The sequence below is a fragment of the Psychromarinibacter halotolerans genome (genome assembly GCF_029168315.1).
Classification (GTDB): Bacteria; Pseudomonadota; Alphaproteobacteria; order Rhodobacterales; family Rhodobacteraceae; genus Psychromarinibacter; species Psychromarinibacter halotolerans.
The window spans coordinates 161,162-187,733 of sequence record NZ_JARGYD010000004.1; the positions used below are offsets into that span (position 1 = coordinate 161,162).

General features: G+C 63.0%; 23 protein-coding genes, 1 tRNA gene and 1 pseudogene. 10 read left to right on the forward strand and 15 right to left on the reverse strand.

Annotated elements, in window-relative coordinates; genetic code table 11:
• Position 1: 1 nt before the first annotated feature.
• Entirely contained in the window at positions 2-1,183 is a 1,182-nt protein-coding gene (locus P1K30_RS11895; RefSeq protein WP_275632959.1) for an ABC transporter permease, read from the forward strand.
• Between the two features lie 66 nt (positions 1,184-1,249).
• Here P1K30_RS11895 and P1K30_RS11900 read toward each other — a convergent pair whose 3' ends face one another.
• The 7 genes from P1K30_RS11900 to P1K30_RS11930 form a co-directional block, all read right to left on the reverse strand.
• Positions 1,250-2,179, reverse strand: coding sequence for an AEC family transporter (locus P1K30_RS11900; protein WP_275632960.1), 930 nt, complete (start codon positions 2,177-2,179; stop codon positions 1,250-1,252).
• An 87-nt stretch (positions 2,180-2,266) separates the two neighbouring features.
• Positions 2,267-3,067 (reverse strand): MBL fold metallo-hydrolase, encoded by an 801-nt coding sequence (locus tag P1K30_RS11905; protein ID WP_275632961.1) that lies wholly within the window; start codon positions 3,065-3,067, stop codon positions 2,267-2,269.
• The gene (locus tag P1K30_RS11910) at positions 3,064-3,873 is read right to left on the reverse strand and encodes a TatD family hydrolase (RefSeq protein WP_275632962.1); all 810 of its coding nucleotides are present in this window, start codon (positions 3,871-3,873) and stop codon (positions 3,064-3,066) included. Before P1K30_RS11910 ends, P1K30_RS11905 begins: the two co-directional genes overlap by 4 nt.
• 48 nt (positions 3,874-3,921) lie before the next feature.
• Complete coding sequence (locus P1K30_RS11915) at positions 3,922-5,040, reverse strand: DNA polymerase III subunit delta' (RefSeq protein WP_275632963.1); 1,119 nt, start codon at positions 5,038-5,040, stop codon at positions 3,922-3,924.
• A complete protein-coding gene (gene tmk / locus P1K30_RS11920) occupies positions 5,037-5,657 on the reverse strand; it encodes a dTMP kinase (protein WP_275632964.1) in 621 nt (206 codons plus the stop codon). Before tmk ends, P1K30_RS11915 begins: the two co-directional genes overlap by 4 nt.
• Positions 5,658-5,707: 50 nt before the next feature.
• The gene (locus P1K30_RS11925) at positions 5,708-6,865 is read right to left on the reverse strand and encodes a D-alanyl-D-alanine carboxypeptidase family protein (protein WP_275632965.1); all 1,158 of its coding nucleotides are present in this window, start codon (positions 6,863-6,865) and stop codon (positions 5,708-5,710) included.
• A 29-nt stretch (positions 6,866-6,894) separates the two neighbouring features.
• Positions 6,895-7,857 (reverse strand): SPOR domain-containing protein, encoded by a 963-nt coding sequence (locus P1K30_RS11930; protein WP_275632966.1) that lies wholly within the window; start codon positions 7,855-7,857, stop codon positions 6,895-6,897.
• Positions 7,858-8,060: 203 nt separating this feature from the next.
• Between P1K30_RS11930 and P1K30_RS11935 the strand changes: the two genes are divergently transcribed.
• From P1K30_RS11935 to P1K30_RS11960, 6 genes are all read left to right on the forward strand, one after another.
• Positions 8,061-8,148: transfer RNA gene (locus tag P1K30_RS11935), tRNA-Ser, on the forward strand.
• Between the two features lie 149 nt (positions 8,149-8,297).
• Positions 8,298-9,506: a tyrosine-type recombinase/integrase gene (locus P1K30_RS11940; RefSeq protein ID WP_275632967.1), complete on the forward strand. Its 1,209-nt coding sequence runs from the start codon at positions 8,298-8,300 to the stop codon at positions 9,504-9,506.
• A 104-nt stretch (positions 9,507-9,610) separates the two neighbouring features.
• Positions 9,611-10,432 (forward strand): hypothetical protein, encoded by an 822-nt coding sequence (locus tag P1K30_RS11945; RefSeq protein WP_275632968.1) that lies wholly within the window; start codon positions 9,611-9,613, stop codon positions 10,430-10,432.
• A gap of 89 nt (positions 10,433-10,521) precedes the next feature.
• Positions 10,522-10,734 carry a helix-turn-helix domain-containing protein gene (locus tag P1K30_RS11950; RefSeq protein WP_275632969.1) on the forward strand — a complete coding sequence of 71 codons (213 nt, stop codon included), beginning with the start codon at positions 10,522-10,524 and terminating at the stop codon, positions 10,732-10,734.
• Positions 10,734-11,159, forward strand: coding sequence for a helix-turn-helix domain-containing protein (locus tag P1K30_RS11955; protein WP_275632970.1), 426 nt, complete (start codon positions 10,734-10,736; stop codon positions 11,157-11,159). The genes P1K30_RS11950 and P1K30_RS11955 overlap by 1 nt, the downstream gene beginning before the upstream one ends.
• Positions 11,160-11,212: 53 nt before the next feature.
• Positions 11,213-12,250: a site-specific integrase gene (locus P1K30_RS11960; RefSeq protein WP_275632971.1), complete on the forward strand. Its 1,038-nt coding sequence runs from the start codon at positions 11,213-11,215 to the stop codon at positions 12,248-12,250.
• Here the strand turns inward: P1K30_RS11960 and P1K30_RS11965 are convergent.
• The 3 genes and pseudogenes from P1K30_RS11965 to P1K30_RS11975 form a co-directional block, all read right to left on the reverse strand.
• Positions 12,247-12,649, reverse strand: a pseudogene (locus P1K30_RS11965) (transposase); the annotation flags it as partial. The gene P1K30_RS11960 and the pseudogene P1K30_RS11965 overlap by 4 nt on opposite strands.
• A 375-nt stretch (positions 12,650-13,024) precedes the next feature.
• The gene (locus P1K30_RS11970) at positions 13,025-13,309 is read right to left on the reverse strand and encodes a hypothetical protein (protein WP_275632972.1); all 285 of its coding nucleotides are present in this window, start codon (positions 13,307-13,309) and stop codon (positions 13,025-13,027) included.
• 261 nt (positions 13,310-13,570) lie between these two features.
• Positions 13,571-14,482 carry a LysR substrate-binding domain-containing protein gene (locus tag P1K30_RS11975; RefSeq protein WP_275632973.1) on the reverse strand — a complete coding sequence of 304 codons (912 nt, stop codon included), beginning with the start codon at positions 14,480-14,482 and terminating at the stop codon, positions 13,571-13,573.
• A 112-nt stretch (positions 14,483-14,594) separates the two neighbouring features.
• On the opposite strand from P1K30_RS11975, the gene P1K30_RS11980 reads away from it, so the two are divergent.
• Entirely contained in the window at positions 14,595-15,131 is a 537-nt protein-coding gene (locus P1K30_RS11980) for a DUF6647 family protein (protein ID WP_338052360.1), read from the forward strand.
• A gap of 224 nt (positions 15,132-15,355) precedes the next feature.
• Here the strand turns inward: P1K30_RS11980 and P1K30_RS11985 are convergent, their stop codons facing one another.
• Positions 15,356-15,628, reverse strand: coding sequence for a DUF4242 domain-containing protein (locus P1K30_RS11985; RefSeq protein ID WP_275632975.1), 273 nt, complete (start codon positions 15,626-15,628; stop codon positions 15,356-15,358).
• Between the two features lie 185 nt (positions 15,629-15,813).
• On the opposite strand from P1K30_RS11985, the gene P1K30_RS11990 reads away from it, so the two are divergent.
• Positions 15,814-16,323 carry a GNAT family N-acetyltransferase gene (locus tag P1K30_RS11990; RefSeq protein WP_275632976.1) on the forward strand — a complete coding sequence of 170 codons (510 nt, stop codon included), beginning with the start codon at positions 15,814-15,816 and terminating at the stop codon, positions 16,321-16,323.
• Between the two features lie 18 nt (positions 16,324-16,341).
• Positions 16,342-18,939 (forward strand): helix-turn-helix transcriptional regulator, encoded by a 2,598-nt coding sequence (locus P1K30_RS11995; RefSeq protein WP_275632977.1) that lies wholly within the window; start codon positions 16,342-16,344, stop codon positions 18,937-18,939.
• A gap of 1,157 nt (positions 18,940-20,096) precedes the next feature.
• Here the strand turns inward: P1K30_RS11995 and P1K30_RS12000 are convergent.
• The 4 genes from P1K30_RS12000 to P1K30_RS12015 form a co-directional block, all read right to left on the reverse strand.
• Positions 20,097-21,023, reverse strand: a complete 927-nt coding sequence (locus P1K30_RS12000) for an ankyrin repeat domain-containing protein (RefSeq protein ID WP_275632978.1) — start codon at positions 21,021-21,023, stop codon at positions 20,097-20,099.
• A gap of 312 nt (positions 21,024-21,335) precedes the next feature.
• Positions 21,336-22,514, reverse strand: coding sequence for an alpha/beta hydrolase (locus P1K30_RS12005; protein ID WP_275632979.1), 1,179 nt, complete (start codon positions 22,512-22,514; stop codon positions 21,336-21,338).
• A 571-nt stretch (positions 22,515-23,085) separates the two neighbouring features.
• Positions 23,086-24,510, reverse strand: coding sequence for a C69 family dipeptidase (locus P1K30_RS12010; protein ID WP_275632980.1), 1,425 nt, complete (start codon positions 24,508-24,510; stop codon positions 23,086-23,088).
• Positions 24,507-26,570 carry a dipeptide ABC transporter ATP-binding protein gene (locus P1K30_RS12015; protein WP_275632981.1) on the reverse strand — a complete coding sequence of 688 codons (2,064 nt, stop codon included), beginning with the start codon at positions 26,568-26,570 and terminating at the stop codon, positions 24,507-24,509. Before P1K30_RS12015 ends, P1K30_RS12010 begins: the two co-directional genes overlap by 4 nt.
• Positions 26,571-26,572 lie beyond the last annotated feature (2 nt).

Sequence of the window (26,572 nt, forward strand, 5' to 3'; positions counted from 1 at the left end):
CATGGCACTTATACAACCTATCAAGACCCCGCCGCTTACCACCTTCACGGTGCCCTTCGTCGCGGCGCTGGCGGCCTTCTTCGGACTGTTCGTCGGCATCGCCAACGGCTCTGGCATCCTTGGCCTTCTGGTCGGCGCGGTGATCGGCGCGGCGCTGGCCTATGGGCTGTGCACCTTCGTCCCGGATAAGCGCACGGGCACCCTGATCTCGGCCGCGATCTTCGCGGTCGTGGGGCTGCTTCTGGCGGGGCTGTCCGGCCTTCTTGGGGGCGCGATCATCGGCTTCGTGCTGGGCTGGTTCGCTTACTGGCTGCACACCGGCAAGTACCGGAACGGGGTGCCGATCTATTCCACCCCGCGCGAGACGCTGTGGCACAACACCTACAAGTTCATCTGCGGCCTGATCTTCTTCTTCCTGATCGCGCCGATCCTCACGGTGATGCCGCTGTCGTTCAACGCCGAGAACTTCTTCACCTTCACGCCGGGGATGCTGGCGCTGGATCCGGAAGCCTATTCGCTGAAGCACTACCGTGACTTCTTCAGCAACCCGGACTGGCAGCAGGCGCTGCGGAACTCGGTCCAGATCGCACCTGCGGCCACGCTGCTGTCGGTGTCGCTGGGCACGCTGGCGGCCATCGGCCTGAGCCAGCCGCACGTTCCGTTCCGCCGGGCGATCATGGCGATCCTGATCTCGCCGATGATCGTGCCGCTGATCATCTCGGCGGCGGGGATGTACTTCTTCTACTCGCGGATCGGTCTGCAGGGCACCTACGTGGGCGTCGTGCTGGCGCACGCGGCGCTGGGGATCCCCTTCGTGATCATCACCGTGACGGCGACGCTGGTCGGCTTCGACGACAGCCTGACGCGGGCGGCGGCGAACATGGGGGCCAACCCGGTGACGACCTTCTTCAAGGTACAGATGCCGCTGATCCTGCCGGGCGTGATCTCGGGCGGTCTATTCGCCTTCATCACCTCGTTCGACGAGGTCGTGGTGGTGCTGTTCGTGGGCTCGGTCGGGCAGAAGACGCTGCCGTGGCAGATGTTCACCGGCCTGCGGGAACAGATCTCGCCGACGATCCTTGCGGTCGCGACGATCCTTGTGGGGATCTCGATCCTGCTGCTGACCACGGTAGAACTGCTGCGCCGCCGGTCCGAGCGGATGCGGGGCATGTCGCCCGGCTGATCCGGGCGCGGCGCGCTATCGTCAGAATAAGGAAAGGCCCCGGATCGCGATGTCCGGGGCCTTTTGCTATGGCAGGATCGCCAGCCAGATCCAGATCGTCACGATCGACAGCGCCGTCGCCATCAACAGCGCCGAGGCCGCGACGCGGCGGGCGACGCCGTACATGTTGGCGAAGATATAGGTGTTCACGCCCGGCGCCATCGACGCGGTCAGCACGGCGGACCGCAGCTGCCCGGTTGTCAGCCCGGTCAGCTTGCCCAGCGTGTAGGTGACCAGCGGATGCAGGACCAGCGAGATCAGGCAGACCATCGTTATGGTGGCCATGTCGCCCTCGGGGCGATAGCGGTACAGGATGCCGCCAAGCGCGAACAGCGCGGCGGGCAGGGCGGCCCGGCTGACCAGATCAAGCGCGCCGCCGACAACCTCGGGCACCGGCAGGTTGGTGAGGTTCGCGACGAACCCCAGCGCGATGCCAAGGATCAGCCCGTTGCGGAACACCGCCGTCAGGATCGCCTTCGCCTTCGCAAGCGGCCCGGCGCCTTGGGCGCGGGTCAGTTCCATGATGGTCAGGCCAATGCCGTACAGGATCGGAGCGTGGACCGAGATGATCGCGAAGTTTGATTGCAGAGCACCTGCGCCATAGGCGCGTTCGGTGATCGGCACGCCCAGCAGAAGCGAGTTCGAGAACATGCCGCAGAAGCCGATGGCGATGCTGTCCTGCCACGGCCGCCGGAAGATCAGCCGCGCCCCCAGAAGACCCGCCGCGAAGCCCGCGAAAGCGCCGGTGTAGAAGCTGGCGAACAGCGAGACCGACAAGGCCTCGTCAAGGTTCAGCTGCGAGATGGCGCGGAACAGCAGGCACGGGAAAGCGAAGTTCTGGGCAAAGCCCATCAGCCCGTCCACCGCCGCGTCGGAGAACATCTTGCGCCACACGACGAGGTAACCCGCGCCGATGACAAGGAACACGGGCAGGATGACGTCTACGAGGGCTTGCATGACTGTTGGGCCTTGAAAAGAGCGGGGGAGGGGCGTGCGCCCTTGAGAGCGGTGATCGGGGCGCCTGCGACCGGAAGACCGCGGCGCCTAAAGCGCATAGCGGATCACCATCCCGTCATAGGCCGGTGTCACGTCGTCGGGCGTCTCGGCCTTCACCGCCTCGTAGTCGAGGTCGAGGTGCATGTTCGTCAGGACGGCCCGTTTCGGCGCGGCGCGCTCGATCCATTCCAGCGATTGCGCCAGATGCGAATGGGTCGGATGCGGATCGCGGCGCAGCGCGTCGAGAACCCAGCAGTCGAGATCGGTGACCGCTTCCCATGCCTCGTCCGACATGTGCGCCACGTCCGGCAGATAGGCGAGGTCGCCGATCCGGAACCCCAGCGCGTCGATCGAACCGTGGTTGACCTCGAACGGGGTCAGGATGATCGCGCCGCCAGCACCGGTCACGGTGATCGGCCCCTCGATGGTGTTCATCTCAAGGATCGGCGGGTAGGGCGAGGTCTTCGGCTGGATGAAGGCATAGGCGAAGCGCGAATACAGGTCGTCCTGCGTCGCGCCGTCGGCCCAGACCTGCAGGCGCTGGCGGGTGTTGAACACCACCTGCCGCAGGTCATCCAGCCCGTGGGTATGGTCCGCGTGGCTGTGCGTGAACACCACCGCATCCAGCGCGCCGACACCGGCGTCCAGAAGCTGCGCCCGCATGTCGGGCGTGGTGTCGATCAGCACGCGCGTCACGCCCTCGGGCGTTTCGCGTTCCACCAGCATCGAACAGCGGCGGCGCGTGTTTTTCGGATTGTCGGGATCGCACAGGCCCCAGTGCCCGCCAAGACGCGGGACGCCGCCGGACGAGCCGCACCCGAGGATCGTGAACCGCAGCTCGGCGCTCACGCGGCGGCCTCGTAGGCGGCCACGCGCGAGAACAGGCGCTCGAAGTTCGCCTGCGTGCGGGCGGCGAAGTCGGCATAGTCCAGCCCGTACACTTCGGCCCCCACGCGGGCGGTGTGGGCCGAGAAGGCGGGCTCGTTGCGTTTGCCGCGATGGGGCGGCGGCGCAAGATAGGGGCTGTCGGTCTCGACCAGCACGCGGTCTACGGGCACGTCGGCGAAAATCTCGCGCAGTTCGGTTGACCGGGGGAAGGCGGCGATGCCGGACATCGACAGGTAGAACCCAAGCCCCAGCGCGGCCTCGGCCAGCGGCCGGCCGGACGAGAAGCAGTGCATGACGCAGGAATAGGCCCCGGCCGCGTGTTCCTCGGACAGGATGCGTGCCATGTCCTCGTCCGCGTCGCGGGCATGGATGATCAGGGGCAGGCCGGTTTGGCGGCAAGCCTCGATATGGATGCGCAGCGACTCTTGCTGAATGTCTTTCGAGTCCGCCGTGTAGTGGTAATCGAGACCGGTTTCGCCGATGCCCACGAACTTCGGGTGATCGGCCAGCGCCACCAGTTCGTCGACGGTCGCCAGCGGCTCTTCCGCCGCGCTCATCGGGTGGGTGCCGGCGGCGTAGAACACCGGCGCATGCGCCTCGGCCAGCGCGCGGACCTGCGGTTCCTGCCGCAGCCGCGTGCAGATGGTGACCATGCGGGTCACGCCCGCCTCTGCGGCCCGCGCCAGGAGGGCGTCGTGTTCGCCCTCGAACTGCGGAAAGTCGAGGTGGCAATGGCTGTCGGTAATCTGCGGGATGTCAGCGGGCATGGAAAAGCGGTCTTCGGTCGAAGTGTGAACGTGCAAGGCGGATGGGAGTCAGGCGGGCAGCTTGGCCGCCGTTTCGTGAACCTTGAGAACCATATCAAGGATGAGCGCGGCAGGGTCAAGGTTGACCGCCCGGCCATGCCGCGCCCGCGCGCCCAGCGACTGCGCAAGGTCGGCCCACTGGCGTGCCGCGTGGGGGTGTGGCGACAACCGCGCCATCAACCTGGCTTCGCCCTCGGCGGCCTCGGGCAGGGGCGGGCCAGAGATTCCGGCGCGGGCAAGCCGTGCGAGGAACAGATCGAACAGGTCCAGCAGCAGCGCGAAACGGTCGGCGTTGGTGCGGCCCGTCGCGCCGTCGGCCAGCGCCAAGGCGCGGGGGCGGGCGTTGGGGTCGCCCAGCACCTGCACCAGTTCCCCGTAAAGCTTCAGCCCGTCCATCGTCAGCAGGCGCAACGCGGTGCCGACCGACCCTTCCGCCAACGCCGCAAGCGCGTCTGCGTCCTCGCCGGGCTCGACACCTGCTTGGGACAGCGCCTGCGCGATCTCGGGGGCATCCAGCGTGCGGCACCGCAGGCGGCGGCAGCGCGACAGGATGGTCGGCAAAAGGCGCGACGGCTGGTGCGCGATCAACAGAAGCGTGGTGTTGGCGGGCGGTTCCTCCAGCACCTTCAGCAGGGCGTTCGCGGCAGAGACGTTCATCTCATCCGCCGCATCCACGATCACCACACGGCGCCCGCCATCGGCGGCGGACAATTCGAAGAACCGCTTCAGGCGGCGGATCTCTTCGACGGTGATTTCCTGCCGCAGGCGTTCGGTCTTCGGGTCCCACGGGCGGCGCACCAGCGACAGGCCGGGCTCGGACAGGGCAGCAAGGCGGTGGGAGACCGGGTGGTCTTCGGAGATATCCAGCGTCTCGGGCGGCGGAGGGGCGCCGAACAGGCCGTCCTCCTGCTGGAGCGGCGTCGCCAGCAGGAACCGCGCGATCCGCCATGCCAGCGTCGCCTTGCCCACGCCGCGCGGGCCGGTGATCAGCCAGGCGTGATGCATCCGCCCGGTGGTGAACGCGTCGAGGAACGCGGCCTCTGCCTCGTCCTGTCCGATCAGCCGCTCGGTGTGGCGCGGGTGCGGGGCGCCGGGGGCGCGGTCGGCTTCGGGCGCCGCGTCGGTCATGCCAGCGCCTTTAGGACAACGGCTTCGACCTCCGCCGCGACGGCCTCGGGCGGGCGGTCGCCGTCGATCACCCGGAAACGCGGGGCGAATTCCTTCGCCAGCGCAAGGAACCCCGCGCGCATCTTGGCCTGAAGATCCAGACCGAAGTCCTCGAACCGTTCTTCGGTCCCGTTGCGCCCCTTGGCGCGGGCAAGGCCGGTGGCGGGGTCCATGTCGATCAGGATCGTCAGGTCCGGCTCGCGCCCGATCATCAGGTCGTGCAGGGCGTCGACCTTGGCCCGCAGATCGCCCCGCGACAGGCCCTGATACATTCGCGTGGAATCCGCGAAGCGGTCGCAGACCACCACCTTGCCGGCGGCCAGCGACGGTTCGATCAGCCGTTCCAGATGATCGCGGCGGGCGGCGGTGAACAGCAAAAGCTCGGTCTCGGCGGACCAGCGGTCCGGGTCGCCTTCCAACACCAGCCGCCGGATCTCGTCCGCGCCGGGGGACCCGCCGGGTTCGCGCGTCAGCACCGCGTCGTGCCCCTTGGCGCGCAGCGCGTCGGCCAGCAGGCGGGCCTGTGTCGACTTGCCCGACCCGTCGATGCCTTCGAAGGTGATGAAACGTCCTGTCATGAAAGCGGCGTAGCCGTCCACCCGCACGGGGTCAACGGCCTGACGCAGGCTTACAGCAGGTCGGCGGCCTGACCCGCGAAACGGGTCAGGAGAATGCGCGCGGCGGTGCGGATGCGGGGCATGAAGCCGCCCCGCTCGACGGTGCGGTCCGCCACCAGCGGCACGCGGGTTTCCGGCATGTCCGGCAGCGAGATGATCAGCTCGCCCAGTTCCTGACCCTGCTCGATCGGGGCCTGCACCGGGCCGCGATAGCGGATCTCGCCCTCGATGTTGCCCTGCACCAGCGCCGGGATCAGCAGGTCCACGTCCTGCGGCACCGCAAGACCCACCTGATCGATGTTGCCCAGCCACACGGGGGCCGAGGCCAGCACCTTGCCTTCTTCCACCACGGTCTTGTGCACGAACTGGCGGAAGGCCCAGTTCACGATACGCTCGGATTCCTCAGCGCGCTCGTCTTCCGTGTTCAGACCCGCGATCACGAAGACGATGCGCCGGTTGCCCTGCATGGCGGACCCGACAAGGCCGTAACCGGCTTCCTCGGTGTGGCCCGTTTTCAGGCCGTCCGCGCCGATGCCGAGGGCCAGAAGCGGGTTCCGGTTGAACCTGTTCTGCGGGGCGCGGCCGTCGAACGGAAACTCGGTCATGCCGAAATAGCCGTAGTACTCGGGGAACTCCGAGATCAGGCGCGCGGCCAGCGTGCCAAGGTCACGCATCGACATGCGCTGGTTCGGCGCGGGCCAGCCGCTGGCGTTGGCGAAGGTCGAGTTCGACATGCCAAGCGCGCGGGCGCGGTCGTTCATCATCCGTGCAAAGGCTTCCTCGGTCCCGGCGAGGCCCTCGGCCACCACGACGCAGGCGTCGTTGCCGGACAGGACGATGATGCCCTTGATCAGCTCTTCCACGGTGGGACGGTCGGTTTCGTTCAGGAACATGGTCGAGCCGCCCATGTTCTTCGCCTTGGTCGAGACGCGGAACTGCGTGTCCAGCGTCACGCGACCGTCGCGCAGCGCCTCGAACAGCATGTTCAGCGTCATCAGCTTGGACATCGAGGCCGGCGGATAGGGCAGGTCGGCCTCTTTCGACATCAGCACCGTCTCGGTGGTCATGTCATAGACCCAGGCCGCCCGTGCCCGCGTTTCGAACGCGTGGACGGGCAGGGCGGTCATCAGGATCAGGGCGAGCGTCGCGAGCAGAGGGGCAAAACGCATGGGCCTTGAGGGTCCTTTCTTTGGGCGTGCTAGTTCTTCACGAAGTATGCGTCCGCATATCCGAGCTTCTTGACCTTAGCCAGCAGAGCGTCGCGTTCCGAGCCGTTCGTTGCCGGCCCGGCGAGAACGCGCCAATAGGTCTTGCCGCTGCTGGTCTCTTCCCTCACCGTCGAGGCGATGCCCGCGGTGCGCAGCGCGGTGTCGTTGCGGTTGGCGTTGTCCTGAACGCTGAACAGGCCGATCTGGATATACGGCTTGGACAGGGTCGAGGTCGCCGCCGGCGGCGCCGCGTTGACCGGGGCCGAGGTCGGTTCGACGTTGGTCAGCACGCCGGGAACAGGGCGCGGCGTCGGCGCGGTATCGACCGCCGAGCTTGCCACCATCTCGGGCGTGACCGACGGCGCGGCGGGCGTGTCCAGCGCGGTCAGCGCCGCATCTGCAAGCTCGGTCGGGTCGTCCAGCGTGGTCGTCTCGATCCCTTCGGGGGTCTCGAGGTTGGCGACCTGAACCGTTTCCGGCGCCACGGCCGGTCCGGCTTCGGGAATTTCTTCGCGGCGCAGCGCGGTGACGTTCAGCGCACCGGGCGAACCGGCCAGCATCCCAAGCGCAGCGGCTGCGTCCGACGACACCTGAAAGGTCGGGCCGGGATTCTCGCGCTCGCGTTTGAACAGGGCGCCGATCACGAATTTGCCGTTCTCGCCGTTGCGGATGATCACGCGCTCGGGTTCGGTCACGTCGGGGTGTGCCACCCAGACGCCGCCCAGCGACGGGCGTCCGTCCCAAAGGCCATTGTCCGAAACCTGAAACACCTCGGGAACCTCGATGTCGCGTTCCACCAGTTTCGTCGTTCCGGGCGTGTCGACGCCCGATGTCACCGCGGCTTCGTCGCCGAGGGTCGTTTTCTTGAATAGGTCGCTGTTTTCGCTGCAGCCCGCCAAAGCCGCCGCGCTACACAGCATCAGAGCGATACGCCCCGTCCGCGTCCTTGCCATACCTTGCCCCTTTTCCCGCGAACTTTGCCGCGTTTGTTCTGCTCTCCCCAAGTGCGGGCACGCAACATGGGTGGCAGCAGACTAGCCGCGACGGCGCCTTTTGGGAAGTGGCAAGGTTGTGACGGGCCCAATCCGGTCCCTTCGTGTTGCGTTGCGGTCGGTCTTGCCTTCCCCGCCCGCGGCGGGATAGTCCTGTCGCCCACGGAGAAGTGGCAGAGCGGTCGAATGCGGCGGTCTTGAAAACCGTTGAGGTGCAAGCCTCCGGGGGTTCGAATCCCTCCTTCTCCGCCACCCTGCGTTTTCCCCAGATGTCAGGCAGTCGTCATGGGCGACCTCATGCCCTTACTTTAATGCGTTGCACGGCGCTTGTCGCTTGTGCTCGCTTCATTTCGATTCCTCTGGTATCTGTTCCTTGCGTGGTATGAAGTGTGGTATCTCTCGTGACACTGAGCGGTAAGCTGACAAGGAAGCTGGTGGACAACCTCGGGCCGGGGCGGCACGGGGATGGGAACGGACTTTACCTCGTCGTCGATCCGTCCGGAGCGCGGCGCTGGATCGTGCGGGTGACGGTCAAGGGCCAGAAGAATAGCAAAGGCGCTCCGCTGCGGACGGACTTTGGCCTGGGCGGGGCGGATGTAGTGACGCTGAACCAAGCGCGCGATCGAGCCTTGGAGTATCGGCGGCTGGCGAAGCAGGGGCTGAACCCGCGCTTCAATGGCCGGCAACACATCCCAACCTTTGAGGAAGTCGCGCAGCAGGTTCATATCGAACGAATGCCCACTTGGAAGAACGCCAAGCATGGTCAGCAATGGATCAACACTTTGCGGGACTATGCCTTTCCAAAGATTGGGCGGATGCCGGTGGATAGCATCGGACAGCCGGAAGTGCTCATGTGTCTCTCGCCAATCTGGACTGAGAAGCACGAAACAGCACGGCGGTTGGCGCAGCGCATCAAGACTGTGCTGGACGTGGCGCGGTCGAAGGGCTTCCGCGACAGCGAGAACCCGGTAACGGCGATCCGCGATGCTGGTGTATTGCCGAAGGTTAAGGCCAAGCCGAAACACCACAAGGCGATGAACTGGCGGGACGTACCTGCATTCTTCGCGGATCTGCAAGCGCGCGACGCGATGGCGGCAAAGGCGTTGATGTTTACCTGTCTGACCGGCTCGCGCACCGGCGAAGTCTTGGGAATGCGATGGGAAGAGATAGACGTCGATGCGCGCCTCTGGACCTGCCCCGCCGACCGGATGAAGGGAGGCGAGGAGCATCGGGTTCCGCTGACCAGAGAGATGCTTGCAATCATCGAACCGCTGCGGGCTTTGTCCTCCGAGGTCGTATTCGAGGGGCAGAAGCGGTACAAGCCTCTCTCGCCCATGTCGATGCTGATGCTGCTGCGCCGGATGAAAGTCGAAGGCGTGACGGTGCATGGCTTCCGCTCCACCTTCCGGGACTGGGCTGCCGAGGCGGCGAGCGCGCCGCGCGAGGTTGCTGAAATGAGCCTTTCGCACCGAATCGGATCACAGGTGGAACAGGCATATGCGCGGTCAGATCTGCTGGAAAAGCGCCGTGCGCTGATGGAACGATGGTCGCAATTCGTAACTGGAGGGAATGGAACGGTAGTCTCATTCTCTATTTCTCATGAAATTTAATGCCGAAAGGCTCTATGACGCCCACCTTTCTGCAAGTATGCGGAAACTGAAACAAACTGAGAACAAATTCTTGTAATGCATAAAGGCATCGCCCATGCTGCCTTATGAACGCCGACACTAACCCAGACACGTTCCGTGACCTCGTTGAACGACTGCACGAGATTATTGACGAGATGCTCGCACCGTTTGGGAGACACAGCCCGCGAGGCCACGGATTTGAGCCGAACCCGCCGTTCGATATCTCAAAGGCGAACATGCATGACAGCAAGCGGGAGTTCGTGCGGGAAAAAGAAGCCGTAGAATTTAGCGCAACCCAATTGAGGGCGGTTGCTGAAAGGCTTGTGGATCGCGACCATCCACCTGACACAAAATCGCTCCTAGCGTCTCTTCAGACGGTTGTAGATCAGAAACTACGAGCGTCCGCACCCAGAGCAAAATCGAAAGATAGTATGAGTCTTATACATAGAAATATTGCGGATTTGGGTGGGTTCGTCCCTAGTATTTTCGTGCTGTTGGAGTTGACTAAAGCACTTGAGGCACACGCAAAGGAGCTTGGAGATCAGGAGGCACAGTTTTGGAGTTTGCCACACCGCGCTCCCGATCACTACGCTCGCGCAATTGCACTCCGCATTGCCAAACTGTACGCGTTGCAAACTGGCAGCAGACCGACTGTTGGATCGTCAGGTGAGACGGGTGAACCTTCAACAAACTACACCCGGGCCGTAAAGGCATCGTTCGACGCGCTGGACATTCAGACTGGCGTGCGGCTGCCCTGCGAGTGGGCGATAGAGCAGCTTACAGACAACGACCTAATCCCTCCGAAAGACACGCTTGCTGATCTGCTCGACCTCCCGTCGCCCAGAAGCAACAGGGATGCTGTCATAGATAATCTAGTCGAAAGCATGCAGGTAAGGCCCAAGAGCTAAGGCCTTTCTCTCGGCGGATCGCTGCATTTTCTCAATCGGCATCGAGCGTGCTTGAAGACGACCGTCAAACACTGACGGAGAACAATAGCATGACACATCTGTTTGAGCAGCGCCGCAACTACACCCTCGGTGATCCCGAGCTGGATCTGATCGGCGACCGCGCCAAACTGGCACAATGGCGGCACAAGGGTATAGGGCCCGCCTTCTATAAGCTGGGCCGTAAGATCGTGTACCGGGGCGCGGACCTGAACGCATGGGCGGAGGCGAACCGCGTTGAGCCGCGCGCCGGGGAGCGCCACTAGTGGCACGCGCTGTCAGCTCGGTCCGGATCAAGTCGTTGAAGGCGTACACGGTCGAAGAAGCGGCAGAGGTTGTCAGGGTGACCGAGCAGACGATCCGCGCTTGGATCAAGCAGGGGCTCCCTGCGATGACCGAAAAGCGCCCCACCTTGATCCTAGGTTGGGCGTTGAAGGGTTTCCACGAACAACTCCGCAAGAAACGCCGACGCCCGCTGCAGGACGGTGAGTTCTTTTGCCTCCACTGCAAGGAACCGAGAACGCCTGTCGCAGGTGTGGTGGAATACCAACGGCTCTCGGATGCGCACGGGCAATTGAGAGGCTTCTGCTCCGCCTGCGAGGGTATCTGCGTCCGCATTATTTCGCGCCGCGACCTCCCGAAATGGGCCGACCTCCTCGACGCTGGCACCAACGACAGGCGGACAGCCTAAAGGAACCATCGAAACCACGCTTAAATCATAACTTCGGGCAGGAGGCCCAAGCCGTGCCAAAGTTCAATGAGGAAAACGAGCGAGTCAAGCGCGACTACATAGAGTATCTGACGCATGCCGAAGGCTACGATGAAGCGTCGCTGGACAAGGTCCGCTCGGCCCTGCGGGAACTGGAAGAGGCGGTGGGCTATAAGCCATTCAAGGCGTTTCACCGCGAATGGGCGGCCCGGTTTAAGAAGTACCTCGATACCCGCAAGAACGCTCGCACCGGGAAGCCAATTAGTCTCTCGACGCGCGACTCGCTCTTGCGCCAGGCTCGCGGCTTCATCCGCTGGCTGTCTTCTCAGCCGGGTTATCGGTCTCGGGTGTCGCTCTCGGACGTGGCCTACTTCAACAACTCGATGAAGGACGCCCGCGCCGCCCATACTCAGCGGCCGGCGCGCTATCCGTCTATCGAGCAATGCAACCATGCATTCCGCCATATGCCGGAAAACAATGAAATCCAGCGTCGCGACAAGGCCAAGTTCGCACTGATCATGCTTACCGGAGCGCGTGCTGGCGCCATCGCGTCGCTGCGGCTGAAGCATGTCGACTTGATTTCCGGCTCCATCTTCCAGGACGGGCGCGAGGTGAAAACCAAGGGTGCGAAGTCTTTTGTGTCTTGGTTCTTTCCGGTCGATCCGATGTATCGCGAAGCTTTCACCGCATGGATTGAATTCTTGAGAACGGAATTGCTCTACGGACCGGACGATGCGGTATTTCCCAAGCAAGCGGTCGTGGTCACGGGTGGCAAGTTCGGTTGCGGCGGTTTGACCCGTGCCCCATATTCCAACGCCCAAACCGTGAGCAAGGTAGTCAAGGGGGCATTCCGAGCCGTTGGGCTGGAAGAGTTCAACCCTCACAGCATCCGCAAGACGCTGGCCTTCCTTGGCGACAGGCTTTGCACCACGATGGAGGCTCGCAAGGCATGGTCGCAGAATTTAGGCCATGATAGTCTCGCTACGACTGTCAGCGCATACATGCCTCTGTCCCCGGAAAGGCAAGCAGAACTGTTGAGGGACTTGTGTCAGAGTGGACTTGCCCGTTTTTAGTGGAGAGCGCTTAGCTCACTTCGCGGGCCCTGCGCTCGAATGCGATGGGGCTTAGGAAGCCGAGCGATGAGTGCCGCCTGACGGGGTTATAGAACCCGTCGATGTATCTGGCGATGGCGTTCTCGGCTTGCTGGCGGGTCTGCCAGGCGACCGGCCAGATCAGCTCCGACTTGATGGTCTTGACGAAGGTGAGGAGGGAATAGAAGACAGTCCAGTGGACTGTCGGCCCCGACGTAAAACCATCGAGTTGTCGTAGCAGTTCCCCTTGCCGCTCATCGAGATCAGGATGCCGCGTTTTCGAAGCTCGGCCTGATAGTCGACGGAGCAGTATTGCGATCCTCGATCGGAATGATGAACCAGCCCCGGCGCAGGGTCGCGGTTCACAATGGCGCGCCGCAGAACCAAATGATAAGTACGCAAGGCAGGTGGCCGAACTTGCTTCAGGGTTTCGGGGCCGGGATGAAATCTGGTCGCGTTCACAGACCCAACGGAAATTGCGAGAGATCCGATGCACGGCCCTTGCGAACTGGCGTCGACTGTAGCCGCGGCGGATCGATTGACTGAGGTTGAAGTAGGTAGATCCGCCGAATATCCGGCGAATCTAGCGGTCGGTCGAACCAGCCATCGATATGTCGCAGAATCGGACTCAGCCAAGAAGACATACTCATTCTCCGGCACAGCCTACTTTTCTGGGATATTCGGCGAATGTTGCCTTCGTGCAGGAAGGACCCATCACCGACCACTTATGAGCATGGCCAGAGATTAATGGGACGGTCAGGTTTTGCTGCTTCCGGGCCCTTGGAGGATCTGATCGAGCTGGCTTTGGAGATCTTCGAGTTCAGAAATCTCGGACTCTAGCAATACGAGGCTGGTTTCTCCTTCGACTTTCTGGCCCCACTCTTCCGCGTCGTTCAGCGTCCAGAGCATGTAGCGGAGCATGTCGAGCCGGCGTAGTGTTTCTTCGCGGCGGCGATCAAGCGTCGCGCGGTCCTTGAAATTTTCCAGACTATCGTACTCTGCGACGACAAGATCGCGCCATTCGAGCGGTGTTTGGGTCATAAAAAACCTATGTAGATAAGGCGGCAAAATGGGCGGCCAAATTCTAGTCTACCCGAGTTTAAATTATGTAACAAATCAACTTTTCTGCGTTCTCTCTGAAATTGCCGAGTTTTTTAGTCAGCCATGTATAGGTCTGATGCGCGCCCCTGCCGAGTTTCCCTGCGTCGGCGAAATTCAGCACAGGGGTAGGATCCACCGAGAAAAGGAAGCAGACGTGCGGTGCAATAGCGTGGTCGACGAATTCCTGTCTTCCGACCGCAATTATTCTGCTGCCTGCGGTGAACTCAGCGGAATAACTTCCTCCGCCTCGGCTTCTGCGCGGAGCCAGTGCCGAAAGGCGGCGATCCGCGGGTCGTGCATACGGGATTGGGGACAGGCAATCGCATAGATAGAAATGGTCGGCGTAGTCACGTTGAAGAGGCGTTCCAACCGGCCTGAGGCTATCGTAGCGCGGATGATGGCATCGTAAGCGAGCGACACGCCCTGTTGCTGTTCAACCATCGACGTCGAAAGTTCACAGTTAGGAAAGGTCTGTCCCTGCGGCAACTCGGCGCTTGGAAGGCCAGCCCTTTCGAACCATTCGGGCCATGCATCATCCGTCTCGTCGTAGAACAACTCCAATCGCAGCAGATCTTCCGGATGTCGGACGTTCTCGCGCCGACGTAGTTCGGGCGAAATGACTGGATAGCGCGTCGAGGCCATCAGCGGCTCGACGTGCAAGCCGGGCGTCGGGCGGTCGGACCACTGGATCACCACATCCGCGTCATTGGTCACGAAGTCGAGAGAGGGCGCGCCGTTCGAGACCCGAAGCCGTATGTCGCGGGCAAACTCAAGTCTAGGCAGACGGGGAACCAACCAACGCGCCGCGAAGCCGGGCGTGGACAGAACGCGAAGGGTGCGAGGAGCATCGCGAGCGGCTTCGGTCTCTTCGAGAAACGTATCGAGCAAGCCAGTCAGTTTCCCGGCATAGCTCTCGCCTGTGAGGGTCAATGCGATCTGGTTGCCCGCGCGCTCGAACAGCTGCGTGTCCAAGAACCCTTCGAGCGCCTTGATCTGGTGGCTTACCGCTGAGGGGGTCAGACACAACTCCTCGGCAGCAACCTTGACCGACATGTGCCTAGCGGTGGCCTCGAAGGCCCGGACAGCTGCGAATGGGGGAAGCTTGCGTCCCATTTCCCTGCCTGAATTGAACTCACGTGCGCCTGAAATACGATCACTGGGTGACGTTGCGGCAGTATCGTAACATCGGGACACCAAATCTCAAAACCATTCATCGGAGGGACCGATGCTTAGCCCCTGTTTCGCCGCGGCCCTCGCTGCGGCAACGATCGCCCTGTGTCCGATGCCGACACGCGCCGAGCTACCTGCACTGGAATTGGACGCCGACTGGCGCCGTGCAGCTAATATGACAATGCTCGTATCGACGCTTGAGCACTGGCTTGATGCACAGACAGACTGGCCGCGCCGAGATACGGCTCCTCACGTCCGGTTTGTCAGCGCATGGCAGGCGGCGGCGCGGCGAGGGGAGGCGGCTACTTTCCAGCGTGGCCACTTGCGAGGGCTCTATGATCCCGACCGGTCCGAGGTCCTGTTGGTGCGCCCTTGGGATCCGCGCGACGCCGGCGATGTCGCCGTTTTGCTGCATGAACTCGCGCACCACCGGCAGGCACCTCATTACTGGTACTGCCCGGCTGCGCAGGAGTTGCCAGCCTACCGCCTACAAGAAGAATGGCTTTCGGAGCAGGGCGAAGCGCTTGATGTGAACTGGATCGCCGTTGTGCTCGACGCGGGATGCACTCCGCACGATATTCATCCGGAATAGCTCGCTCGTCGGTGCTGAAGAAAATCCGCATTCAGTTTTTGTCGGGCGGCGGCCAACCGCGGGTAGCGTGTCCTGCGAGTCCCTCGGAGTCGTAGCGGCCGGTTTCGGCCCAAAGCCAACCTTTGTGTGGTCATGGCCATGCCGCGCCGGGGCATGTCATTGCGGACACTGGTGCAAAGCGTAGCATCAACATGGCAATGGCCTACTTATCCGGGGAAGTCGGGTCAGGCATAGAAGTATGGATCGAGAACTCTGACCTCCGTGATGTGATCGACCGGAAGGCCGTTCTTCTGCGCCGCTGTCCGGACTGCTTCAGGGGTCGGAGCGTCGTAGATGCAGAAGGTCTTCTGCTTGTCGCCGGACACATAGGAATGAACCCAGGTCACGCCACCCTCCGCGTTGCGTTCGGCGACGTCAAGGCACACGCCTTTCCCCTCGGCGTTGATCGGGATGTTCAGGCCTTGAGGGAAAGTGCGTTCGATCAGGTAGCGTGGCATGGCTGGTCTCCTTTGTTGTGCCGGGGTTAAGGATGCACGGCACAGCACACCTGCGCATCGGAGCCACTGCCCAATTTGCGGCGGCAAACCACCTATTTTCGGTTGTGGCCAGCGCCAGGTTACGTGCCTTGACCCAGCAAAGGCGTGGGTGCTCCACTGGTCCCCGTGACCTGACCGGAGACATCATGAGAATTGCACAAGCAACTACAGGAGCTGAACTGGACGCGGTGCGGACGCTTATGGCCGGGTTCGTCGAATGGCACTACGACAGACACTCGGAGTATCGTGACCTGATCGATCGTTATTTCGACATGAGGACATTTCAGGCCGAACTGGCGGGACTGCCTGGCGTCTATGCTCCACCGCGCGGCCGGTTGCTGCTGGCCTGCGACGCGGATGTCCCCGCGGGCTGCGTCGCCTTGCGCGATATCGGCGGCGGCTCCTGCGAGATGAAGCGGATGTTTGTCCACCCTGATTACCACGGGAAAGGATTGGGCAGGGCGCTGGCCGAAGCCATCATCGCGGAGGCCACAACGGCCGGCTATAATCGCATGTTGCTGGACACCGGGCCCAAGCAACGCGAAGCTCAGGGTCTCTACCGCCAATTGGGCTTTGTCGAGGCGGACCCCTATTATGACCTCGAAGACGAGATGCGGAACTGGCTGGTCTTCATGGAGTTGAACCTGCCAAACTGACAAGCAGGGAGCGGGGCGTTGGAACTGCTCGAACGCGGAGCCATCCTTAAGTCGTTGACCCGGACAATGGAACGGGCCGCCGCGCATGAGGGTAAGCTGGTCTGCCTTTTAGGGGAAGCAGGGTCGGGCAAGACCGCTCTGGTGCGCCACCTTGCGGCGCAGGCGGATCTGCGGGTTCTGTGGGGCGCGTGCGAGGACTTCGCAACGCCTGAGACGCTCGGCCCGCTGGCCGACTGGCAACGCCAAGAGACGCGCGGTGAGTTTTCTCCACCCGGGCCCGACGTTCCGCGCAGCCGTTTTTTCTCGGACATGTTCGCGTCGCTGTCAGAGACGCCGACGCTCGCGATCATCGAGGATCTGCACTGGGCCGACGACGCGACGTTGGACTTCGTCCGCTTCGTCGGCCGACGGCAGGCTGGCGCGCCTCTGATGTTACTCGTCACGGCTCGCGACGACGACCGGGAGGCCCGTACGCGGCTGCGCAATGCTCTGAGCACTGTTCCGCGCGACCAGCTGATCTATGTCGATGTCCCGTCGTTCAGCCTCGGCGCCGTCGAGCATCTGGCCGTAGATTCCGGTCGAAACGCAAAAGACATATTCAGGCTGACGGGGGGCAACCCTTTTTTCGTCACCGAGCTTCTGCGCATGCAGGAGACCTTGCCACACACGGTCCGCGACACCGTGCTCGCCCGGTTCGACGTGATGCCCGCAGCGACGCAGGATGCAATGCAGATGGCCGCAATTTTTCCTGGCCGGGTTGAAGCGGATGTTCTGGACCTTCTGGCGCCCGGCTCCAGCGAACGGCTGGAAATCGCGGCGGATGTCGGGTTGATCGAAAGCGATGCGACGACCTATGCTTTCCGTCATGAGCTAGGAAGGCGCAGCATCGAGATGGAGCTTTCGCCGGCGCGCCGCCGTGCCTTGAACGCGGCAGCTCTGTCGGTCCTACGCGATCGACCGGGGGTCTCGACGGCACGGCTGGTCCACCACGCCGACGCGGCGGGTGAACGTGCAGCCGTCGCAGAGATGGCGCCGCAAGCCGCCCGCGAGGCGGCGGCGATCGGCGCCCATCGCGAAGCCGCGCGCCATCTGCAAACCGCGCTTGCCGCAAGCCCGCCCGCGATGACCGCGGACCGTGCGCGACTTTGCGAGGCGCTGGCTTTCGAACTCCACCTTCTGGGCCGCATGCCCGATGCGATTGCCGCCGAGACCGAGGCACTGGAGATCCGGCGCAGTCTGGAGGATCGGATTGGCGAGGGGGACGCGCAGCGCTGGCTTTCCCGGATGCATTCGCTTGCAGGCGACCGTGTGGCAGCCGATCGCCACGCCGCCGAAGCCTACCGAGTGCTGGCCGCGCAACCGCCGGGTGCCGAACTGGCAATGGCCTGCTCCAACCTCGGCCAGTTGGCGATGTTGGCTGGAGACCTGCGCGAGACGCTGAAGTGGAGCGACCGCGCGATACCACTTGCCGAGAAGCTAGGCCGCGTCGACATCTTGGTGCACGCGTTGAACAACTCCGGAAGCGCGCTGATCCATGCCCAACCGCAGGCGTCGCGCGACGCCTTGGATCGTGCTTTGGGACTGTCGGTTGACCACGACCTGCCGGAACATGCCGCGCGTGCCTATACCAATGCTGGGTATATGGCGCTGGCTGCCTATGACCATCCACGCGCGCGAAGGATGCTGATCGAAGGGATTGCCTATTGCGAGTCACGGGACCTAGACAGCTGGGTCTGGTACATGACCGGAACGCGGGCAATGTTGCTCGTGCGGGACGGTGCCTGGACCGAGGCGGCGGAGGAGGCGCTCGGGATCCTGACGACTGCGCAAGCCTCCCCCATGTTGAAGTTTCCGGCCACGGCCGCGCTCGCCCAAGTCCGTCTTCGGCGCGGAGACCCCGAAGCAGGCTCCCTCATTCGAAGCCTGGCGGACTACCTGATGACCGGCAATGAGCCACCGCGATTCCTCGTCCATGCCCTGCTCATGGCGGAAGAGACCTGGCTCAAGGGTGAGGCCGATACCAACGCGGCCCGGCGCATTTCCGAAGCGTCTGCGCTTGCCGAGCAATGTGGCGACCGCTGGTCCTGCGGCGCCCTGTGGCTGCTAGGCCGGAAACTCGGCCTCGAGATGAAGACACCCGCCGAACTGGAAGCCCCGCATCGGCATCTCGCCCGCGGCGACTGGCGCGCGGCAGCGGCGGCATGGGCCAAGTTGGGCTGTCCCTTCGAACGCGCACTTGCCCTTGTTAATGGCGATGCGAAGGCCCAGCGGATGGGACTGGACCTTCTCGACGGCCTCGGGGCGGCGGCGAGCGCGGCACGGGTCCGCCTCGACCTGCGTCAGCGCGGTGTTCAGTCGGTGCCGCGGGGACCGCGCGCCTCGACGCGTGAGAATGCCGCCGGTCTGACAAACCGTCAGAGCAAGGTGCTCGAACTGCTTTCGCGGGGGCTGACAAACGGCGAGATCGCCGAGCGGCTGTTCATCTCGCCAAGAACCGTGGACCACCATGTTTCGGCAATACTCGAGAAGCTCGGCGCCCGGTCCCGTATGGAGGCTGTTGGGAAAGCAAGAGAGATGATGGTGCTGCCACCTGTCGAAGGGAACGAAGGTGGATAACCCAAGGCGGCTATTCCCCGCCAGCTCAAAGCAACCAACCTCAGGCAACCTGCATGGGCTCATGGTCGGCTACGCCATTCGCCCGAATGTCCGGTCGGAAATAGCCGGTTGCTCGGAGTGCAATGGCAACCAAGGATCGGAGTCCGCCCCAAATGTTGGTCAACCAATGTCCGGTAGGGCAAACCGAGACGAAGGTCCGCTTCCGCGGTGCGCCAAGGGTGAGTTCGCGTCTGCAGCGAACTTCCCCTTTCCGCCCTTCGGGTCGAACGCGGCAGCGCAGAGGAACAAATATTTCCGCCTTTCGCCAATGGTTCGATGTCAGTCGCGTGAGCCCGAGTGTCACCCAGATCGAAGTGTTCAGGTCGCACTCAAGAAGACGGCATGAATTTCAGTGGCTTACAGAGAATTCACCAAATCGGCCTAGTCATGAGGTCTAGAGAAAACGGGCCGGAGAGACTGCTGCAGGGTCTTCTTGCGCTAAGGTCGGTGCTCAGGCCACCCAGCATAACCCTCGAAAGCAACGGAAAAATCCGGCCGTAGCCGGATCGGGAGAACACTTTCGCCAAGTCAAGTGGCGGAGACGAAGGGAGCATCAGTTCCGAAGTAACCACCCGTTTTTAAGGTGAACATTTTTCACACACACCTCACCTACCACAATTTACACCACGGCAAGGTCGGTCAAAGATATCGGCGGTGTAACAGTTTTAACCGCGCTTCCCCCGAATGCGGGATGGCGCCTAGCTTCAAGAAGGGCCCACAGCGGCCGTTTGCTTCGTTTCAGAGTGCTGCGGCGCAGCTTCACCAAAGCGGCCATTCGTCCACCGTGCAATTTTCTTGGAGAGTAAAAGTCAGCACTGTGGAGGAAGCGATCGTTTATGCCGGAGGCGCAAATGACCACTACCAGGCCTAACCTGCCGGTCGGCCTTGCTGCCGCATGGCTTCAGGCGCAGTGCTGAAGGGGGGCGTTCATTCGCTGCGCCGGACCCGAGCGTCCGCTGTGTAGGCCACAGCCGAAATTGGCGGTGGAACCTTCGACAAAGTGCTTCCTGAGGAAAAGCGTATCTGGCGAGCGCTACAGAACACGCGAACACTTCTCGCGCCGTTACTGGCCAACGCTCGTCAAGCATGAGTTGTTCATGCCATGCGTCAGGACCGTCTTACCGCGCAGCGTCGCGCAGAATCGCGATGATCCCGATCCTCTCCTCTCTGGTCATATCCGGTGTACGGAGCATTTCGGTTCCGGGAACCACACCGGTTGGGTCGGAAAGAAACTCGTTGAGAGCTTCGGCGGTCCACGAGCCGCTCAAAGCAGCCATTGCATCGGAGTAGGCATAGCCTTCCTGGCCCGCACGCGGTGCATCAAAGACCCCTATCAATGTGGGACCCACGTGGATACCGGTTGCGGCCTTGCCTTCGGCGACCTCATGGCACGTGTTGCATCCATTCAGAGCCCTTGACCCCGCTTCAATGTTGGCATTTTCGAGTTCGCCCGGAGCGATTGGGTTCGGCAGATCTGGTTTGGCGCCGAAGCCACGCAACAGCTCCACCACGTTCTGATGACCGGAAGCGGCAGCATCATGTATCGCAGGCTGCCCCTTGTCGTTTCGGAAATTCACGTCTGCTCCGCCGGCGATCAAGATTCTGACGACTTCCGTCGCGCCTCGGTCGGCGGCCTCGTGAAGCGGGGATTGATCGAAATCGCCGGCGGGCAGGTTCGGATCTCCACCGTGCTCCAGAATGAGCGCGACGACTGCGGTGTCATTGGCGCGCGCCGCCGTATGGAGCGGGCTTCCAAAGGTGAAGCTTGTGTTTGGATCTGCCCCGTGTTCCAACAGCAGCCGCACCACTTCCGCATGACCCCTCTGCGCGGCGAAGAACAACGGGCGGCCAAGGCTTGCAGGACCATCCCGTCCGGCCTCTAGGGCGTTCAGGACAGCATCGCGGTCGCCCTCCTTTGCTGCTGCAATCAAGTCAGGATTGGCAAAGGCCGAACTCCCGAAAACGCTTAGTCCAAGCAGAATGCTAGCGATTGAAAATCTGGAAATCATCGTCTCCCCCATCGCAAGATGGCGCGAGGGTACCATGACCCAACGTCAATTCAAAATTTCTGGTCGCTTGGCGCAAGGCTTCCTTGGGCCGAAGTCGGTCCTTTCTGGTTTCCATGCCGTGGTCATCAAATCCGACATTCGATTGGCATGCAGCATTCAACATTGTTGGCTCAAAGAGCTCATAGGGCGCTATGGCAGACTGTTTGGCAGGCGTGGCAGAGAAGCATGACGCTTCCGGCCTAAAGCCGTCATTCACCGGGTGGGCCATCGCTGCGGCGCAGCTTCCCCAAACCTGCTATGGGTAGCATCACGCAGCATGGTCTGGCAGGGCAACGTCAGCAGTTCGGACTAAGCGGACCTTAGGAAATTGACCGAAACGCGCATAATCGTTTCCCATGCGTCTGTTCCTGGAAGCGGCACGTGATTTCTACCGTCGACGATCTTCAATTGTGCTTCTGGCAACAGCGATGCCATCAAGCGGGATTGGCTCAATGGATTGACGGAGTCTTCGGTTGTGTGAACGACCAGAACCGGCACTCGTACTTGTTCGAGAATGTCAGACACGTCGAAGCTGTCTATTGAGCGCCTCAGTGCGATCGCAGTCTCGGGCGAAGCGGATGCCAGTTGCATTTTGCACATGTCATCCATCTGCGCCGCCGTCGCGTCGGGCATGAAGAGTGTCGCATATGCCTTGCCGAAGGCTCCGCCGGGCTTGCCCCAGCCCTCGGAAATCAAATCGAGAAGGGTATCCGCCTGAACCGTGTTGGCTTCCTGCTGACGGACAGCGCGCCCTTGAACGAAACCACCATACAAAACCATGCGGTTGACTCGTTTAGGATGGGCCGCCGCGAATGCCAATGACACCGGCACTCCTTGTGATGTTGCCCAGATGCTGAATTTGTCGAGTTCAGCGTCGTCTGCAACGGCAAGCATGTCTTCCACTAGCCGTTCGAGCGAGAAATCCGTCATGGGACCTCCGGAGAGGCCAGTACCCCTCTGATCGTACCGCGTCAGCGCGAAGTGTGCGCCGAGGCGGTCAAGCGTCGGTCGCCTGACTTCACTCTCCCAGTCCATGTTCAGATGTGTCAGGAACTGCCCAGCCCGCATCAATGGTGGACCCTCGCTGCTCGTGGCGTGGGCAATGATTGTGCCATCCGCGGATCGAGCGACTTTTACGATCTGGCGCTCCAAGTTTACGATATTTGGGATTGTCCGTGTGTCGCCAGAGACTTGGGCAGAGAGCCGATAACCTCGCTTGCTCAGTGTTTCGAGCATGCGGTTGGCACGATCATTGTCGCCAATGGCCCTTCTGACCGCATTGATCCTGGTGGAAATCGTAGAGTCAGAGATAGCCCTTCCGTCCCACACAGCTTCGACGAGGTCGTCGCGTGAAATCACCTTTCCTGGATTCCTCAGGAAGTAGGCCAACACATCGAAGACCTGCGGTTCAAGTCGGACAGACTTACCTGCCTTCCAAAACATGTGCCGACCAGTATCGACAGCGCAGTCTCCGAACGTGATCTTCATGGTCGCAGCATGACCCATGGCGGGCCATCCGAGAAAGGCAAAAAATTCTTAAGAAATTCTGGCTGCAATCTTCAAGAAATGGCCCACCAGAGACAGCACGATGTCCCTGCCTTTGAAGGAGTGAGCAGATGTCGACTATAAATTCCCAACAGCCAAACCTACGCCAAATCGAGATGGATTGCGCGTTCGGTCGTCGCCAGCAATCCGATTTCATCATCAACGCCGTTCTTTCAGCATTCGGGCGACTTCGCCGCCATCTAGCCAAAGGTCAAGACAAGGGGAGGCAAGATCTGGACGCGAGAGCTATTTCGCCGCACCAGCACTAATGTCTTGAGAGGGCTCGAATCGGTCATGCGGTGCTGCAGTGCGCCGCGGGCCCAGGCTGGTGGGGCCAACGGCACTCTCGGCCCTCTCCGGACGTTCGTGCCAGGCGCAGCGGATGACCGGTCCCAGCCCGAAGCTGCCATGGTCGCTCATCTCGGCCTTCCGCGCGTCACACTGAAGACGCAGATCAGGTATGGCGACGTGCGGGATCGTGTGGCTTCGGCGCGACCTTGGGCCGTGCGGTGACCTACCAGAACTGCTCGGGCGCAAGGGGCTTTCCGGTGCGGTTGAGGATGTCTCGCTGGCGCAGCCTTGCGTATCCGGAACCGACGAGCGCTTTGCAATCCTGCAGCGCGTCCTCGAGCCATGCGCTGCTTTCACGCGTCAGCACGCGGCGGGCGAGATCGGGTTTGCCGGCCTCCAGCAACACGCGCGCCGTTTCCAGCACGGTGGGCAGGTCACCGGCCAACTGGGCCTCCATCAGCCGCCAGTGGTCCCAGACCTCCCGCAGCAGTGCCTCGTCCTGAAAGGCAAGGTGCATCAGGCGCTTGAACTCGTAGACCGCGCTTTCCGAGACCTCGATCCCCTGGGCAACGTGGCTGACGGTGTCGGGGTCTGCGGCCTCCTTGCGGCGATCCAGGAAACGATGGGCTTCGCCGGTGGTCAGGTAGCGGTGCTGGGCGAAGGCGTCGGGCACCTCCGTCTGGCCCAGGAAGACCGGCACCAGAGGCGCGGTCACGGGGCCGACGGGCGCGTGCCACATCATCCGCAAGTCGGAATGCTCGGGATGCACCAGTGGCACGACCTGGCCGTAGCCCGCGGTATCGCCGGTCAGTTTCTCGGTCTGGATGGCCCAGCACACATCCTCGAAAGTGATCGGCGCTTTGGCGGCGCGGGTGCGCATTTCTTCCTCGACCCAGGCCATGCCTTTCCACGGTCCCTTGCCGTCGCCGTAGATGGCATTCACGTCGAAGGGCGCGCCGGAGGCGGGGTCATACCAGCCAAGGTCCACCGCCGTCTGGATGAAGTGATCGGGATAGAGGAAGGTCTCATTCGGCTCGGTCGGCACCACGCCGATGTAGCCCGGACGCGAGGCGCGGATCGACTCCGCCCCGAGCCGTTCGGCCACCCACAGCCCCTTGCCGCCCGAGAACTGGATGACCACCCAGGCCTCATCCGGATCGGCGATGATATGCGAGTTGCCGCCGTAGCAGGAATAGCCGTGTTCCGCGATCAGCTGCGCCATGATGTCGACGCCTTCGCGCGCGGTGCGGGCGCGTTCGACCACGATGCGCGCAAGATCGGAGTAGTTCGGGCCGGTCTGATCCTTGGGCGTCATGTCGATCAGCGCCTGGCAGGAGGTCGACCAGATGTCGCGCACCGCCACGCCGTGTTCGTTCAGGCCGCCGTTGGTGATCGGCGCGGGCACACCAAGGTAGTAGCTGTAGCTGACCCGCATGTGCCGCGCGGTCTGCGCCGCCTGCGGGATCTGCGTGCGGTGGCCGGGCATGTCGCTGTCGGGGCCGACGCCCACGGTGATGGTCGCGTCCGGGGCGTGCTCGGCGCGGTCGATGATCTCGAGCCAGTGGCTGGAAGGTTCGTCGCCGTAGCCGGCAAGCCATGCGTGCCCGTCAGCGGTCAGGTTGCGGCCGATATAGATGCCGTAGCTCATGCGGTCTCCGTCAGGTCTGTCGTGTCGTGCAGCGGGAACAGGCAGGCGTGCCGGCGCTCCGCGGAAATGTTTCGGTGTTCGGGCTTGGCCGCCCGGCAGGCGTCGCGGGCAAACGGGCAGCGGGAGGCGAAATCGCAGCCCTTGGGGCGGCGCAGCAGGCTGGGCACCTCGCCCTCGATCTTCGCGGCCTCGGGGCGGCGGCGGTCCGGGTCGGGTTGCGGCACGCCTTCGACCAGCGCCCGGGTGTAGGGATGCGCCGGATTGGCGAAAACCTGCGCCGCGGGGCCGTCTTCGACGATGCGGCCCAGGTACATGATGGCGATGCGGTCGGCGATGTGGCGCACCACCGGCAGGTTGTGCGTGATGATGAGGTAGCTCAGCCCGTGTTCGGCCTGAAGATCGGCCATCAGGTTGAGGATCTCGCCCTGCACCGACACGTCCAGCCCGGCGGTCGGTTCATCCGCCACGATCAGCCGCGGGTTCAGCGCCAGCGCACGCGCGACGCCGACACGCCGGGCCTGGCCACCGGACAGCTCGTGCGGGTAGCGCGACAGGAACCCGTGAGGCAGGCGGACCATGTCGGCAAGACGCTCTGCTTCGGCATCGAGGTCGCGCCCCTGCGTGCCGTGGATCAGCAACGGCTCGGTGATGAGCGCCCGCACCGATTTGCGGGGCGAGAGCGAGCCGATCGGGTCCTGGAACATCATCGCCATGTCGCGGCGCAGCGGCTTGAACCGGCGTTCGGAGATGCCGGTGATCTCTTGCCCGTCGAAGCGCACCGATCCGCCCGCCGCCGCCTGAAGGTTCAGGATGGTGCGGCCCAGCGTGGTCTTGCCGGACCCGCTTTCCCCGACGAGCGCCACGGTTTCCCCGGGCTTCACGTCGAGGCTCACGTCCAGCACCGCGTTGACGAAGGGGCGCGCCACGCCGCGCATCCAGGCCTTCAGCGGGCCCATGGTGCGGAACTGCACGTTCAGCTCGGTGACGTCGAGCAGTGGGGGCGTGTCGGTGAGTGTCTTGACCGGGGACAGGCCGCCGAGGTCGCGCGCCACCGTGCTTTCGCCGTTGGGCGGTGGCCAGCCTCCATCGGCAAAGGGGCCGCTCAGCAGGTGACAGCGCGCCACGCCGGTGCCGCGTTCCACCAGCGGCGGCGTGGTGCTTCGGCAGGCGGGCATGACCTTCTGACAGCGGCTGGCGAAGATGCAGCCGCGCAGCGGCTTCGTCAGATCGGGAATGTCGCCGGGGATCACCGGCAGTTTGCGCGACACATCCGCGATCCGCGCCGGATCGCATTCCAGCAGTGCCCGCGTGTAGGGATGGCGGGCGTTGTGAAAGATGTCGTGGACCTCGCCGGTCTCGACCACTTCGCCAGCGTACATGACGACCACGTCGTCACACATCTCGGCGATCAGGCCGAGGTTGTGCGACACCACGACGATGGTGGTGTCGAAATCATCGCGCAAACCGCGCATGAGGCCGATCATCTGCGCTTCCATCGTCACGTCGAGCGCGGTGGTCGGCTCATCCGCCAGCAGCAGGTTCGGCCCGGTCAGCATCGACATGGCGATGCCCGCGCGCTGGCGCATCCCGCCGGAGAACTGGTGCGGGTAGGCATCGACGCGGGCGTCGGGGTCGGGGATGCCGACCCGGCGCAACATGTCGACGGCGGCGGTACGCTTCTCCGCCTCGGACATGGAACGACGGTAGAGGATGTCGGACATCTGCCGCGCGTAGGGCAGCACCGGGATCTGCGAGGTCATCGGGTCCTGGAAGACGACCGACACCTCCTCGCCCCGCAGGGCGCGCAGGCCCTCGGCATCCAGCGTCAGCAGGTCACTGTCGCCGTAATCGACGCGGCCCGCCGTCACCTCTGCATTCCCGGCGAGCAGGCCAAGGGTGGACCACAGCACCGTGCTCTTGCCCGAGCCGCTTTCGCCCACGATGCCGAGGATACGACCCTTGCGGACGGGAAAGGAGATGTTGCGCAGCGCCTTCACCCGGCCTCGGTTGGTTTTGAACTCAAGGCTCAGCCCCTCGATGTTCAGAAGCGTGTCGGTCATGA